Here is a 14,660-nt window from a genome sequence, read left to right on the forward strand (position 1 = left end):
TGAGTGTAGTCAAAGAGTGGGTCTGCAGCGGGGTTTGGCGAAGCGGGAACCTTTCTATTTGCCGACATCGATCCGGTTCGCCCACCGCGCGGGGATCCTGTGATGCGGCGATGAGCAGTGAGCAAGCTATCCATTAGCTACGTTGCTTATTCTCGGCCGTTTGTGCTGACAGTATAGGCCCGCTACCGACCATCAAGGGTATCCTTTAGGGCTGGCAGCGGGTTTTTTATTGTTTTTAAAGTGGGTCCCTGGTGTTGGTGCGATTGATGTATCAACATCAATAAGCACAGATTACGCGCGATCTAGATCCAATGAAAGTCCATTAGGCAAAAATTGTGATGCCACTCTGAAAACATTAGCGATATTTTAGTTAAGGTGAGGGGCTTATCGCTGGATCGGCGATAGGATAAAAACGAAATCCAGACAAATGGCATAGGTAAGAGGGCGGGCGAATGACGGATTTTATGGCCTGGCTGCGTGGCCATCTGGCCCAGGGGGCGGTAGCGCCGCGTTATATTCAGCTGGCGACGGCGATAGAAACCGCGATCAGGCAGCAGGTGTTGGCGGCGGAGGCATTTCTGCCGCCGGAACGGCAGATGGCGGAAGGTTTGGCGCTGTCGCGTGTCACCGTCAGCAAGGCGATGAAGCTGCTGGAGGAGAAGGGGCTGATTTCGCGGCAGCAGGGCGTTGGCACCCGCGTGGCGATGCGCATCGGCTATTCCCTCGATAAGGACAGCGGGTTTACCGCTCAGGCGCTGCGTCATGGCAGCCGCGTCAGCAATCGATGGCTGCTGCGCACCCGAGTCGGCGCGCCGGCCAAGGCCGCGGCGGCGTTGGGGCTGGCGGAGGGGGATGAAGTTATCAAACTGCGGCGGTTACGCTTGCTGAACGGCAGCCCGGTCTCGCTGGAAACCACCTATATACCACCGCGCTTCTTGCCCGAACCGGCGCAGCTGGAACACTCGCTGTATGCGTTATGGCAATCGCGCGGCATCGTGCCGGAGGATAAACACTTTCTGTTGAAGGCAGTGTCCTGCAGCGACGAGGTCGCCGAACTGCTCAACGTGCCGTGCGGCGCGCCGTTGTTGCACATCATCCAAACCAGCCGCAACGCTCAGGGTGAGGCGCTGGAGTTCAGCGATATCTTGTGCCGCAGCGACGTTTATGAATTCGAAGTGAACGGTTAGCGAAATAACCATGCTCTTTTTGCCACTAGTGCGTATAATCGCCGCCCGGCGATTAATTAACCTGTAAAAAGAGCAGCAGAATGAGCACCACCAGCCTGATCCAACCCGATCGTGAACTGTTTTCCTATAAGCCTTATTGGGCCGAATGTTTTGGCACCGCGCCGTTTTTACCGATGTCGCGGGCAGAGATGGATCAACTGGGCTGGGACAGCTGCGACGTGATCATCATCAGCGGCGACGCCTACGTCGATCACCCAAGCTTCGGCATGGCGATCATCGGCCGCATGCTGGAAGCGCAAGGCTTTCGCGTCGGCATCATCGCGCAGCCGGACTGGAGCAATAAAGAAGATTTCATGCGGTTGGGGAAACCGAACCTGTTCTTCGGCATCACCGCCGGCAACATGGACTCGATGATCAACCGCTACACCGCCGATCGCAAACTGCGCCACGACGATGCCTATACCGCCGGCAACGTCGGCGGCAAGCGCCCGGATCGCGCTACCCTGGTCTACAGCCAGCGCTGCAAAGAAGCCTATAAAGACGTGCCGATCGTGCTGGGCGGCATTGAAGCCAGTCTGCGTCGCATCGCCCACTACGATTACTGGTCTGATACCGTGCGCCGCTCGGTGCTGGTGGACTCCAAAGCCGACATGCTGATCTACGGCAACGGCGAGCGTCCGCTGGTGGAAGTGGCGCACCGTCTGGCCGCCGGTGAGAAGATCGGCGATATCCACGATATCCGCAATACTGCGGTGATGCGCAAAGAAGCGCTACCGGGCTGGAGCGGCGTGGATTCCACCCGCCTCGACAAGCCGGGCCGCATCGAACCTATCCCGAACCCGTACGGCGAGGATCTGCCGTGCGCCGACGGCGCCAAGCCGAAAGAGCCGGAAGCCAAGCCTGTCACGGTGCGCGCCGCCAAACCGAAGCCGTGGGAGAAGACCTACGTGCTGCTGCCGTCCTTCGAGAAAGTGAAGGGCGACAAGGTGCTGTATGCGCACACCTCGCGCATTTTGCACCATGAAACCAACCCAGGCTGCGCCCGCGCGCTGATGCAGAAACACGGTGACCGTTATGTGTGGATCAACCCGCCGGCGATCCCGCTGACCACGCCGGAGATGGACAGCGTCTTCGCCCTGCCTTATCAACGCGTACCGCACCCGTCCTACGGCCAGGATCGCATTCCGGCCTATGACATGATCCGTTTCTCGGTGAACATCATGCGCGGCTGCTACGGCGGCTGTTCGTTCTGTTCGATCACCGAGCATGAAGGGCGCATCATCCAGAGCCGTTCGGAGGATTCGATCGTTCGCGAAATCGAAGAGATCCGTGACAAGGTGCCGGGCTTTACCGGCGTGATCTCCGATCTGGGCGGCCCGACCGCCAACATGTATATGCTGCGTTGCACCAACCCGCGCGCTGAGCAGACCTGCCGCCGCGCCTCGTGCGTGTATCCGGAGATCTGCACCTATATGGATACCAACCACGAGCCGACCATCAAGCTGTACCGCCGCGCGCGTTCTCTGGAGGGCATCAAGAAGATCCTGATCGCTTCCGGGGTACGTTACGATCTGGCGGTGGAAGATCCGCGCTATATCAAGGAACTGGCGACCCACCACGTTGGCGGCTACCTGAAGATCGCGCCGGAGCACACCGAAGAAGGCCCGTTGTCGAAGATGATGAAACCGGGCATGGGCAGTTACGATCGCTTCAAGCAGCTGTTTGATCACTATTCGAAGCTGGCGGGCAAAGAGCAGTACCTGATCCCATACTTTATCTCGTCGCACCCGGGCACCCGTGATGAAGACATGGTGAACCTGGCGCTGTGGCTGAAGAAGAACCGTTTCCGCCTCGATCAGGTGCAGAACTTCTATCCTTCGCCGATGGCCAACTCCACCACCATGTATTACAGCGGCAAAAACCCGCTGAGCAAGGTGGGGTACAAGAGCGAAGATGTGGTGGTGCCGCGCGGCGATCGCCAGCGCCGCCTGCATAAGGCGCTGCTGCGTTACCACGATCCGGCCAACTGGGCGCTGATCCGCGCCGCGCTGGAAGAGATGGGCCTGAAGCACCTGATCGGCAGCCGCCGCGATTGTCTGGTGCCGGCTCCGAGCATCGACGAGCAGCGCGAAGCGAAACGGCTGCAGCGCCATACCCGGCCGGCGCTGACCAAACATACCGATATCAATCGGCAGCGCACGCCATCCAACCGGCCGCCGCGCAAACCGATTCGCAAAGCCAAGCCGTAACGGCCGCACCGCGTGCGTAAACAAAAAGGAGAACCCCCGGGTTCTCCTTTTTACTTTTGAGCGTCACAGCTGCTCGTAGGCGGCTTCCACTTTCATCAAATGGCGCGGCGCCTGCGGCGCGGGATGGTATTTGCGCACGTGCCAGTTAAAGGCCTCCGGCGACAGGTTGTTGATCATCGCGATGGCCTGCTGACGGTTGCTGGAGAAGGTGCGCAGCAGCGCGCCGGTGCCGTTGACGTAGGCGATGATGGTGGCGTAGCGCAGCGTGACGGGATTGGCGATCCCTTTAAGCTGTTGTTTTTGCAAGGTGGCCAGATAGGCGGCGCCGAGATCGATATTGGTGTCGGGATCCCGCAGGTCATCGTCGTCCGGGCAGCCGCGTTTGCCTTTGTAGCGATAGGCATCGCAGCCGGCGGTATCGGCTTTCAGCTGCATCAGGCCGATCGCATTGGATCTGCTCACTGCGGAAGGGTTGAAGCCGGACTCCACCTGGATCATGGCGGTGATCAGCTTGGCGTCCACGCCGTATTCGCTGGCGGCGTCTTTAATGGCGCTGTCGAAGGCGTGGCGATCGTAGCTGACGCGCTGTTTCTTGCCGGCGCAACCCGCCAGCACCAGCATGATGCAAAGCATGCCCAGCCGTGACCCGTGTGAGAAAGAAAATTTCATGGTGCTCCGTGCTTGTCTGTTTTTTTAACGGCGTGAACCGGCGGCTGGAGCCTCCGGCGTCGTCATCATAACGTCAGGCGGCGCAAGGGAGCAATGTGCGGGAAGGAAAAGCCCCCTCCGGCCGGAGAGGGCTTGAGGGGGTTACAGGGTATCCGGATCAGGCCCCAGGCGGTTGCCGACGTCCAGCTTGGCGATCTCGCCCAGCTCGTCCTTATCGAGTTTGAAATCAAATACCTCGAAGTTTTCGCGGATACGCGACGGCGTGACTGATTTCGGGATGACGATAAGACCGCTGTCCAAGTGCCAGCGCACCACAATCTGCGCCGGGGTTTTCTCGTATTTCTCGGCCAGCGCCTTGATCAGCGGCTGGTCGAACACCCCTTCACCGCCTTGCGCCAGCGGGCTCCAGGATTCGGTGGCGATGTGATGGGTAGCGTTCCAGGCGCGCAGCTGGCGCTGTTGCAGCAGCGGGTGCAGTTCGATCTGATTGACCACCGGCGCTACGTTGGTTTCATCCAGCAGGCGCTGCAGGTGCGGCGTATGGAAGTTGCATACGCCGATGCTTTTCACCAGGCCTTGCTCGCGCAGTTTGATCAGCTCGCGCCAGGCGGAGACGTATTGATCCTGCTGCGGGCGCGGCCAGTGGATCAGATACAGATCCACATAGTCCAGCTTGAGTTTTTCCAGGCTGGTTTCCAGCGCCGCCAGCGGATCGCCCTGATCGTCGTTCCACAGCTTGGTGGTGATGAACAGGTCGCTGCGCGGCAGCGAGCTGGACTGCAGCGCGGCGCCGACGCCTTCCTCGTTCTTGTAGATCGCGGCGGTGTCGATGGAGCGGTAACCGATCTCCAGCGCTTTGCTCACCGCGCGGGTGGTCTCTTCAATACTCGCCTGCCAAACGCCGAGACCCAACTGCGGCATCAGATTACCATCGTGGAGTTTGATGATGGGTTGTTGCGTTGTCATGCGCATCTCCTTGTGTACGGATTGCGGCGCCTGCGGCGCCGAAACGGCTATAGATAAATTCTAGTTGGCAAAATGGGCGGTTGCCGGGTTTGCCAGCCTAATTTCAGCGGTGGCGGGAGGGCTATTTTTTCCCGCTCTCCCTGCGAATGAGCGGTAAGACGAGTGGTGCGAAACGATCGGCGGCGCTGAAGCGCCCGACTGCGCCCGGTGATCGGCCGGGCGCAGGATGCGGCGAAAATGGCTGGCGGAGACTAAAGCCTAGCAAAAAATCGCCGTTTTGCGATTAACGCGCCGCTTCATAAATGCGGCGGCTGACGTCCAGGGTGATGTCCTGATGCTCCCCCAGGGCGGTCATGCCGTGCTGATGGAGCTTGTCGAGCAGCGCCGGAATGCTGCTGCCGTCGAGCTGATAATCCGCCATGCGGGTCGGCACGCCCATCTGCTCGAAGAAGGCGCGGGTGGCGGCGATGGCGCCGTCGATGCGGCTGTCTTCGCTGCCTTCGCGCAGGCCCCAGACGCGGTCAGCATACTGCAGCAGTTTTTCGCGCTTCTGCGCTTTCTTCTCGTGCAGCAGCGCCGGCAGCACGATGGCCAGCGTTTGCGCGTGGTCGAGATCGTGCATGGCGGTCAGCTCATGGCCCAGCATGTGGGTCGCCCAGTCCTGCGGCACGCCGGCGCCGATCAGGCCGTTCAGCGCCATGGTGGCGCTCCACATCACGTTGGCGCGCACCGCATAGTTCTCCGGCTCGGCCAGCGCGCGCGGGCCGTCTTCCAGCAGGGTCAACAGCAGGCCTTCGGCGAAGCGATCCTGCACCTTGGCGTCGACCGGATAGGTCAGATACTGCTCCAGGGTGTGCACGAAGGCGTCGACCACGCCGTTGGCGATCTGGCGCGGCGGCAGCGAGTAGGTTACCACCGGATCCAGCACGGCGAAGCGCGGCTGCACCAGCGGTGAGAAGAAGTGCTGCTTGTCGCCGCTGCTTTTGCGGGTGATCACCGCGCCGCTGTTGGACTCGGAGCCGGTGGCCGGCAGCGTCAGCACGCAGCCCATCGGCACCGCGTCGGCGATGTGGCTGCCGACGGTCTGCAGAATGTGCCAGGCGTCGCTGCTGGCGGTATAACGGGCGGCGGCGGCGATGAACTTGGTGCCGTCAACCACCGAACCGCCGCCGACCGCCAGCAGGAAATCGATGTTTTCCGCTTTCACCACCTCGACCGCTTTCATCAGCGTTTCGTAGGTCGGGTTCGGCTCGATGCCGGAGAACTCCCGCACGTCGCGGCCGGCCAGCGCGCTATGCACCTGATCCAGCACGCCGTTTTTCTTCACGCTGCCGCCACCGTAGGTGATCAGGATGCGCGCGTCCGCCGGGATTTGGCTGGCCACTTCGGCAATTTGCTCCTTGCCGAACAGGATTTTGGTTGGGGTATGCAAAATGAAGTTGTGCATGGTTGATTTCTCTCTTTCTGTCAGGCGGGCGCCAAAGCGGCGCAAAGGTGTCTGGCCCGTATTGTCAGGAACCGGGCGGCAACGCACAATGCACATTCCTGTTTGGTTCTTGCCTATTCCTACAAGTCACTGTAGAAATGGCGAGTTTTAAATTATGATTTATGCCGAATCGTTCTGACTGTAAGAGGGTGTTTCCGTGATTGAAATCGATGCGCTGCGCAGCCGCATGGCGCGCCAGGCGATGGCTATCGCCAGCGGCAACGGCTACACGCCGTCGCCGGTGCCGCGGGTGAAGATTTTGTATGTCGATCGCCACAGCCCGCGTCAGCCGGTGATGTATGAACCGGGGATCGTCATCGTTTTTCAGGGGCACAAGGTCGGTTATTGCGGCAATAAGAAGTTCCAATACGATCCGCGCAACTACCTGCTGATGACGGTGCCGCTGCCGTTTGAATGCGAAACCTTCGCCAGCCCGGAACTGCCGCTGGTTGGGTTGGCGGTCAATATCGATACCCAAATGCTGCAGGACTTGCTGATCGACATCGGCGATGACGACTACCTGATGCAACCGCGGGCGGAGAGCAACGGGGTGAACCTGGCGGAAATGACGGAAGAGTTGCTGTGCGCCACCGAGCGTCTGCTGGACGTGATGGCCAATCCGCTCGACGCCCGGGTGCTTGGGCCGCAGATCGTACGGGAGATTCTCTATTATGTGCTGCGCGGCGCCTGCGGCGCGTCGCTGCAGGAGTTGGTCAATCGGCATACCCACTTCAGCCAGATCGCCAAGGCACTGCGGCGTATCGAACATCAGTATGCCGACAGCATCAACGTCGAGCAGTTGGCCAGCGAGGTCAACATGAGCGTCTCGGCGTTCCATCACAACTTCAAGGCGGTGACCAACACTTCGCCGCTGCAGTACGTGAAGTCGTACCGGCTGCATAAGGCGCGCCTGTTGATGGTGCATGACGGTCTGAAGGCCAGCACGGCGGCGATCCGCGTCGGCTACGAAAGCGCGTCGCAGTTCAGCCGCGAGTTCAAACGGCTGTTCGGCATGACGCCGAGCGATGAAGTCGCCCGGCTGCGCGAGGCCAACCCGCTGCTGCTGGAGGGCTGAGCCGCGTTTATGGGGTTAAGACGATCTTGCCGAATGGCCCGCGATCGAGGTGATCCAACGCCTGAGACAGCTGATCGAAGCAGTATACCTGGTCGATCACCGGCTGCAGGTTGACGGCGTCCACGGCGCGCACCAGGTCTTCCAGCGCGCGGCGGTGGCCGACGCCGATGCCCTGAATCACTGCGGATTTTAATAGCAGTGGGCCGGCGGGAGCGGAAATCTCGTTGCCTTCCAGGATGCCGATTACCGAGATGCGTCCTCCCACCGCCACGGCGCGCACCGAGTTGCCGAGGTTGGTGCCGCCGACGGTGTCGATCACATGGTCGATGCCGCGATCCTGCGTCAGCGCATAAATCGCCTCCACCCAATCGCCGTCCAGCCGGTTGATGCCATGATTGGCGCCCAATGCCAGGGCTCGCGCCAGCTTTTCATCGCTGCCGGAGGTGACATAGACCTCCGCGCCGTGGGCTTTGGCGATCTGCAGCGCGAACAGCGCCACGCCGCCGGTGCCTTGCACCAGCACCGTATCGCCGGCATGCAGTTTGCCTTGTTCCACCAGCGCGAACCAGGCGGTCAGCCCGGCGCACGGCAGGGTGCTGGCCTGGACGTCGTCCAGCGACGCCGGCGCCGCTACCAGCCAGTCTTCATGCAAAATCACGTATTCCGCCAGCACGCCCTGATAAAAACCGCCGAGGGTGTGGTAAGGCACCCGGCGCGCATCGCCGTAGGGTTTTTGCTCGCCGTCGAGCCAACCGGGGCTGAAGGTGGAAATGACGCGCGCGCCGGGCTGAAAGCGGCTGACGCCGGGGCCGATGGCATCGACCTCGCCGGCCATGTCCGAGGCGGGCGTGAACGGCTGCGGCAGCGTGAGCCCCATGCCGCTTTCTATCATCAGTTTGTCACGGTAATTGAGTGAGATAGCCTTCACTTTCACTCTGATTTCGTGCGGCCCCGGCTGTGGGATGGCGCTTGCGCTCAGCTGCAGGTGCTCACGCCCCAGGGCGCTCATCGTCCAGTGTTGCATTGTATTGGTCATGATGTTCTCCAAAGTCAGCGATTAACAGACCTGCCGATAATATCGTTGATGAAGGTTCGCCAGTGGCGATAAGATTTCCGCAGATTGTTTCTTTCAGAGCGACAAATCATGAGCGATCGGTTGAGCGGCATTTCGGTATTCGTTACCGCCGTGGAGGCGGGCAGTTTTGCAGTGGCGGCCAGTCGGCTGCATCTTTCGCGTTCGGCGGTCGGCAAAACTATCGCCCGGTTGGAGCAGCGGCTGGGGGTGCGGCTGTTTCATCGCACCACGCGCAGCCAGAGCCTGACCGACGACGGTGCGCTGTTCTACGAGCGCTGCCTGCGGGCGCTGGAGGAGATCCGTGGCGCGGAAACGCTGCTGGAGTCGGGCAAGCGGCAGGTCAGCGGTCGGCTGCGGGTGTCGATGCCGGTGCTGTTTGGCCGCATGTGCATTGCGCCGCTGCTGACCGAACTGACGCGCGAGCATCCTGGGTTGGAGTTGGAGCTGTCGTTCAGCGATCGGGTGGTGGATCTGATTGAGGACGGCTTCGATATGGCGATCCGCAACGGTACGCTGGCCAACAGCAGCGGCTTGGTGGCGCGCCGCATCGGCGATCACCGTATGACGCTGTGCGCCTCGCCGGCCTATCTGCAGCGGTGCGGCGAACCGCACAGCATCGAGCAACTGGCGCAGCATGAGGCGGTGACCTATATGCGCGCCGGCGCACGGCGCAACTGGCTGGTATTGGATAGCGACGGCAAGCCGCAGGACGTGATGCCGAACAACCGGCTGCAAATGGACGACCTGCAGGCGATTGCGGATGCGGCGACGGCGGGTTTCGGCATCGCCTGGCTGCCGTGCTGGCTGGTGCGTGAGCAGTTGTTGAGCGGGGCACTGGTGCGCTTGCTGCGCGATCGGCCGGGCGCCGCCTTTGAAGCGCATGCGGTGTGGCCGCACACGCCTCACCTGCCGCTGAAGGTGCGGCTGGCGGTGGATACGCTGGTGAGCAAACTGCCTGCCAGTCTGGCGTTGGTCGAGAAGGCGCTGTAGCGCGCCCGATTCAGGAAGAGGCGGCGCGTTTTTTACGCCAGATCACCAGCATGGCGCCCAGCAGGCCGACAAACAGCAGCAGCAGCGGCAGCAGCATCAGGCCGGTCATCACCTGGCTTTCGTAGCGTTTCACCAGAGGGATTTGGCTGAACGCGTAGCCGAGGCCGACCAGCGCGCAGACCCAGATCGCCGCGCTCAGCCAGTTGAACACCTGGAAACGAGAGCTGTTGAGCCCGGAAATGCCGGCCATGGTCGGCAGCAGGGTGCGCACGAAACCGAGGAAGCGGCCGATCAGCAGCGCCGTCAGCCCGTGGCGGTTGAACAGGTTGTGCGCGCGCTGGTGGTACTGTGCCGGCAGTTGCAGCAGCCAGCTCTTCACCAGGCCGGTGTGGCCCAGCCAGCGGCCCTGGATATAGCTCAGCCAGCAGCCGAGACCGGCGGCGGCGGTCAGAATCAGCAGGGTGGGGGCAAAGCCCATCACGCCTTTGGCGATCAGCGCGCCCGACAGCAGCAGCAGGCTGTCACCGGGAAGGAAGGAGGCGGGCAGCAGTCCGTTTTCCAAAAACAGAGTGGTGAAAAGTACGGCGTAAACCACCCAAATTACGCTTGGATCGGCGAGGGCGATAAAGTCCTGCTGCCAAAGCGCATGAATAATCTCTCGTAATACATCCATTTTATGTCCTGTTGCATGCCGGTTGCGCCCGGGGTCACATTCTCCAGGATGCGGCGGTTACCGTATCTGACAGTTACCCGGTTAGTGTACCGCTAATAGCTTAAGCCGACATTAAACGAGACGAAGAAAATTATCGGAATCCGCCTTAGCGCACGCCGTTGAGGCGATCGAAGCCGGCCGCCAGATCGGCGATCAGGTCTTCGACGTTCTCCAGGCCGATATGCAACCGCACCAGCGTGCCGGAAAAATCGACGCCGCCCGCCGGGCGGATCGCTTCCAGTTCTTCCGGCTGGTTGGCCAGGATCAGCGACTCGAAGCCGCCCCAGGAGTAGGCCATGCTGAAGTGGCTGAAGTTATCCAGGTAAGCGGCCAACTGCGTATCGTCCAGCCGTTCCTTCAGCACGAAAGAGAACAGCCCGTTGCAGCCGCTGAAGTCGCGGCGGTAGAACTCGTGGCCCTTGCAGCTCGGCAGGGCCGGATGATTGACCGTCGCCACCTCCGGCCGCGCCGCCAGCCAGTTGGCGACCTCGATGCTGCTGCGTTCGTGCTGCTTCAGGCGCACGCTCAGGGTACGCAGGCCGCGGCTCGCCATGTAGGCGGTGTCGGCATCCACCATCTGCCCCATCAGATAGGAGTACTCGCGCAGTTGATCCCAACAGCGCGCGTTGGCGACGGCGGTGCCAAGCATGTAATCGGAATGGCCGATCAGGTATTTGGTGCCGGCCTGAATAGAAATGTCGATGTCGAAATCCAGCGCCTTGAACAGCACCCCCGCCGCCCAGGTGTTGTCTATCATGATCACCACGTCCGGCGCCACGGCGCGAATGGCTTGCACCATCGCCGGGATATCCTGCACTTCCAGGGTGATGGAGCCGGGGGATTCCAGGAACACCACGCGGGTATTGGGCTGGATCAGTTTGGCGATGTCGGCGCCGATCAGCGGATCGAAATAGGTGGTGCTGACGTTCATGCGGCCGAGGATATGGGTGCAGAAATCCTGGGTCGGCTCGTACGCAGAGCCGGTGACCAGCAGGTGATCGCCGGCGCCGACGAACGACAGGATCGCATTGGCCACCGCCGCCGCGCCGCAGGGGTACAGCACGCAGCCGGCGCCGCCCTCCAGCTCCACCATCGCATCCTGCAGGGCGAAGTGGGTCAGGGTGCCGCGTCGGCCGTAAAACAGCTCGCCGTGAGCGCGTTGCGCGGTGGCGTGTTTTTTGGCAGCGACGGAGTCGAAGACCAAAGAAGAGGCGCGTTGCGTGACGGGATTGACGGAGCCCTGGGTGTAGCGTTTGCCGCGGCCGGCGCCGATCAGCGCGGTTTCGATATGTTTTGACGTCATGGTACCTGGCTCACCTCTGGTTGCTCTGCACGTGCCCGTTTACGATAGCCCTTACGTTAACATGAGTTAATATAGCCATCCAGACGTTTTAACTTCCAGATATAGAAACGGCTATAATTGTCTGTCGGGCGTGCATTTCTCGCCTCATCCTTCTGCCGTGGTGCGAGAGAGAAGCCCATTCATCGGTCAAGACGCCGTTCGGCAGCGTGGCGTTGTTGCGTCGTTGTGGAAGAAAAGTAACGAAATCACCCTATAAAAGGGGCATTTGGCGGTGAACGGACACAGATTGGCGCTTTGTGGCGATGCTGGCTAAAATTTTCTCGTTTATTTGGTAAATAATAATGAGAACCACTATCAATCCCCGGTTGGTTTGATATGATCGCACGCTGAATTATTCCTTAATTTTGATCGGTAATGGGTGGAGGCACAGCGTGAAAACGGCTGGCAAGAATTTAAATCAAGGATCGTTCGGCCAGGGCCGGGCGCAGTGGGGCAAGGCCTTCGGCCGCAGCCTGATGGCATCTATGGTGCTGGTCGTAGGGCTGGCCGGCAGCGCGCAGGCCGCGCCGGCGAGCAATCCGGCCGTTGCCGAAAGCGTTGCGCCGACCACCGCGCCTGCACCTGCTGCAGCCGCCGCGCCGGAGAGCATTACGCCGGTGAACCCGGCGCCAACGATCCAGCCACCGGAAACCCGCGGCATGGACCTGTCCGTTTGGGGCATGTACCAGCACGCCGACGCGGTGGTGAAAGCGGTAATGATCGGCCTGGTGCTGGCCTCGATCGTGACCTGGACCATTCTGTTCTCCAAAGGCAGCGAACTGCTGCGCGCCAAGCGCCGTCTGCGCCGCGAACAGCTGGCGCTGGCCGAAGCGCGCTCGCTGGATGAAGCCTCCGAACTGGCGCAAAACTTCGGTCCGGAGAGCGTCAGCGCGGTATTGCTGAACGACGCGCAAAATGAGCTGGAGTTGTCTGCGGAATCCAACGACAACAACGGCATCAAAGAGCGCACCGGCTTCCGCCTCGAGCGCCGCGTGGCGGCCTACAGCCGCAACATGGGCCGCGGCAACGGTTTCTTGGCCACCATCGGCGCCATCTCGCCGTTCGTCGGTCTGTTCGGCACCGTGTGGGGCATCATGAACAGCTTCATCGGCATCGCCCATTCGCAGACCACCAACCTGGCGGTTGTGGCGCCGGGCATCGCGGAAGCGCTGTTGGCGACCGCACTGGGTCTGGTCGCGGCGATCCCTGCCGTCGTTATCTACAACATCTTCGCTCGCGTCATCAGCGGCCATCGCGCTCAGGTGGGCGACGTGGCGGCGCAGGTCTTGCTGCTGCAGGGCCGCGATCTGGATCTGGCCGCAACGGCAGAAGCCAAGCGCTCACAGCACGCACACCAACTGCGGGTGGGGTGAGTCATGGCGATGCGCTTAAATGAAGATTTGGACGACAGCGGCGAACTGCATGAAATCAACGTGACGCCGTTTATCGACGTCATGTTGGTGCTGTTGATCATCTTTATGGTGGCCGCGCCGCTGGCAACGGTAGATATCCGCGTCGATCTGCCGGCCTCCTCCGCCAAACCGCAGCCGCGGCCGGAAAAACCGGTGTTCCTGTCGGTGAAGGCCGACAAGCAGCTCTACGTCGGCGATCAGCCGGTGAATGCCGATCAGTTGACTTCGGTGCTGGATCAACGCACCCAGGCGAACAAAGAAACCACCATCTTCTTCCAGGCGGACAAGAGCGTGGACTATGAAACGCTGATGAGCGTGATGGACACCCTGCGTAAAGCCGGCTACCTGAAAGTGGGGCTGGTGGGCATGGAAGGCGCCGCCAAGTAGCGGGCTGATGAAACAAAAAAGGGCGCTTCGGCGCCCTTTTTACTGGTTCAGAGATATCACTCTTCGGCCAACAAAGCCCGGGAACCGGCATGGCGCCAGCGGATACGGCCCGGCAGATAAAGCGCGTTCTGTTCCAGCGGCCGCTCGTCGATCAGTGCGGTGACTTGGTCGAAGCTATGTTGCGCCAGCGCCCGGCAGTCCTGTGCGACCGTATCGATCTTCAGCGTCATGCAGTCGAACAGGTAGTGATCGTCGAAGCTGCACAGGTGGATGTCGCTCTCCATCAGCTGATGTTGAGTCAGATAACGCAATACCCCTTCCAACAGGCCGCAGGCGGCGGTAAACAGCGCTTTGGGCGGCCGCCCCAGCTGTGCGCACAGCTGAGCGAACATCTCGTACCCTGAGCTGGGGTGATAGTTGCCGTTGATGATCCATTCCGGTTTGCACTCGATGCCGGCGCGCTGCAGGCCAAGCTGGAAACCGGCCAGCCGATCGCGGGTCGGCGAAATGCGCGGCTGCCCGCCGAGAAAATAGATCTCGTCCGGATGTTGGCGCGCGACCTTTTCCACCAGGTCGGCGGTCGAGTTGACCGAATCGGTGATCACCAGCGGCAGTTCGGAACCGGCGATCAGACGGTCCATCTGCACCACCGGCAGTCCGACATTGATCTTCTGGTATTCCGCGTCGTTTAGCTGGCTGGAGGCGACAATCAAGCCGTCCACCTGCCGCTGCACCAGACTGTTCACCGCCATCATTTCCTGCGCCGGGTTTTCATCGGTACAGGCGATCAACAGCTGCAGCCCGGCTTCGCGGCACAGCGTTTCCAGCTCGCGCGAAATCACCGCAAAGCCGTAGTTGGTCATCTCCGGTACCACCAACCCCAGCGTGTGGCTGCGGTTGGAGCGCAAAGAGCGGGCGTGGATGCTGGGCTGATAATGGTGTTCGTGCGCCAGCGCCAGAATGCGATCGCGGGTGTCGTCGGACACCCGGTATTCCTTGCTGCGGCCGTTCAGCACCAGGCTGGCGGTCGATTTCGACACCCCGGCCAGCGTGGCGATGTCACTGATGGTAATGCGTTTATTTTTTTTCACTGACGCCATCTGAAGTCAT

At 61.1% G+C, this 14,660-nt stretch carries 13 protein-coding genes; 6 read left to right on the plus strand and 7 right to left on the minus strand.

The genetic code is table 11. The features are described from left to right. Positions 1-452 precede the first annotated feature (452 nt). Both ACMGF9_RS02785 and ACMGF9_RS02790 read left to right on the plus strand, forming a co-directional pair. Entirely contained in the window at positions 453-1,187 is a 735-nt protein-coding gene (locus tag ACMGF9_RS02785; protein ID WP_004937283.1) for a GntR family transcriptional regulator, read from the plus strand. A gap of 80 nt (positions 1,188-1,267) precedes the next feature. Beyond that, complete coding sequence (locus tag ACMGF9_RS02790; RefSeq protein ID WP_004937285.1) at positions 1,268-3,436, plus strand: YgiQ family radical SAM protein; 2,169 nt, start codon at positions 1,268-1,270, stop codon at positions 3,434-3,436. Between the two features lie 63 nt (positions 3,437-3,499). Here the strand turns inward: ACMGF9_RS02790 and ACMGF9_RS02795 are convergent, their stop codons facing one another. The 3 genes from ACMGF9_RS02795 to yqhD all read right to left on the minus strand — a co-directional run bounded on the left by ACMGF9_RS02795 (position 3,500) and on the right by yqhD (position 6,518). Beyond that, positions 3,500-4,105 (minus strand): transglycosylase SLT domain-containing protein, encoded by a 606-nt coding sequence (locus ACMGF9_RS02795; RefSeq protein WP_004937286.1) that lies wholly within the window; start codon positions 4,103-4,105, stop codon positions 3,500-3,502. Between the two features lie 141 nt (positions 4,106-4,246). After that, positions 4,247-5,071: a 2,5-didehydrogluconate reductase DkgA gene (gene dkgA, locus ACMGF9_RS02800; protein ID WP_004937289.1), complete on the minus strand. Its 825-nt coding sequence runs from the start codon at positions 5,069-5,071 to the stop codon at positions 4,247-4,249. A 283-nt stretch (positions 5,072-5,354) separates the two neighbouring features. Beyond that, positions 5,355-6,518, minus strand: a complete 1,164-nt coding sequence (gene yqhD, locus ACMGF9_RS02805) for an alcohol dehydrogenase (protein ID WP_015379073.1) — start codon at positions 6,516-6,518, stop codon at positions 5,355-5,357. 226 nt (positions 6,519-6,744) lie between these two features. On the opposite strand from yqhD, the gene ACMGF9_RS02810 reads away from it, so the two are divergent. Beyond that, positions 6,745-7,632: an AraC family transcriptional regulator gene (locus ACMGF9_RS02810; RefSeq protein ID WP_156866316.1), complete on the plus strand. Its 888-nt coding sequence runs from the start codon at positions 6,745-6,747 to the stop codon at positions 7,630-7,632. 7 nt (positions 7,633-7,639) lie between these two features. Here the strand turns inward: ACMGF9_RS02810 and ACMGF9_RS02815 are convergent, their stop codons facing one another. Beyond that, positions 7,640-8,668 carry a zinc-dependent alcohol dehydrogenase family protein gene (locus tag ACMGF9_RS02815; protein ID WP_076740996.1) on the minus strand — a complete coding sequence of 343 codons (1,029 nt, stop codon included), beginning with the start codon at positions 8,666-8,668 and terminating at the stop codon, positions 7,640-7,642. A gap of 108 nt (positions 8,669-8,776) precedes the next feature. Here ACMGF9_RS02815 and ACMGF9_RS02820 point away from each other — a divergent pair, with 108 nt between their 5' ends. Further along, on the plus strand, positions 8,777-9,697 hold the full coding sequence (locus ACMGF9_RS02820) for a LysR family transcriptional regulator (protein ID WP_076740995.1): 921 nt from the start codon (positions 8,777-8,779) through the stop codon (positions 9,695-9,697). A gap of 10 nt (positions 9,698-9,707) precedes the next feature. Here ACMGF9_RS02820 and ACMGF9_RS02825 read toward each other — a convergent pair whose 3' ends face one another. Both ACMGF9_RS02825 and metC read right to left on the minus strand, forming a co-directional pair. Next, positions 9,708-10,370: a DedA family protein gene (locus tag ACMGF9_RS02825; protein ID WP_004937300.1), complete on the minus strand. Its 663-nt coding sequence runs from the start codon at positions 10,368-10,370 to the stop codon at positions 9,708-9,710. 145 nt (positions 10,371-10,515) lie between these two features. Then, the gene (metC, locus tag ACMGF9_RS02830) at positions 10,516-11,712 is read right to left on the minus strand and encodes a cystathionine beta-lyase (protein WP_033632075.1); all 1,197 of its coding nucleotides are present in this window, start codon (positions 11,710-11,712) and stop codon (positions 10,516-10,518) included. Between the two features lie 431 nt (positions 11,713-12,143). Here metC and exbB point away from each other — a divergent pair, with 431 nt between their 5' ends. Together exbB and exbD are read left to right on the plus strand one after the other, a co-directional pair. Then, entirely contained in the window at positions 12,144-13,124 is a 981-nt protein-coding gene (gene exbB, locus ACMGF9_RS02835) for a tol-pal system-associated acyl-CoA thioesterase (RefSeq protein ID WP_414160529.1), read from the plus strand. A 3-nt stretch (positions 13,125-13,127) separates the two neighbouring features. Next, the gene (gene exbD, locus ACMGF9_RS02840) at positions 13,128-13,550 is read left to right on the plus strand and encodes a TonB system transport protein ExbD (RefSeq protein ID WP_004937307.1); all 423 of its coding nucleotides are present in this window, start codon (positions 13,128-13,130) and stop codon (positions 13,548-13,550) included. Between the two features lie 56 nt (positions 13,551-13,606). On the opposite strand, the gene ACMGF9_RS02845 is transcribed toward exbD, so the two are convergent. After that, a complete protein-coding gene (locus ACMGF9_RS02845; protein WP_015379068.1) occupies positions 13,607-14,650 on the minus strand; it encodes a LacI family DNA-binding transcriptional regulator in 1,044 nt (347 codons plus the stop codon). Positions 14,651-14,660: the final 10 nt, after the last annotated feature.

The sequence above is a fragment of the Serratia sp. BNK-23 genome (assembly GCF_047456145.1).
GTDB lineage: Bacteria > Pseudomonadota > Gammaproteobacteria > Enterobacterales > Enterobacteriaceae > Serratia > Serratia nematodiphila.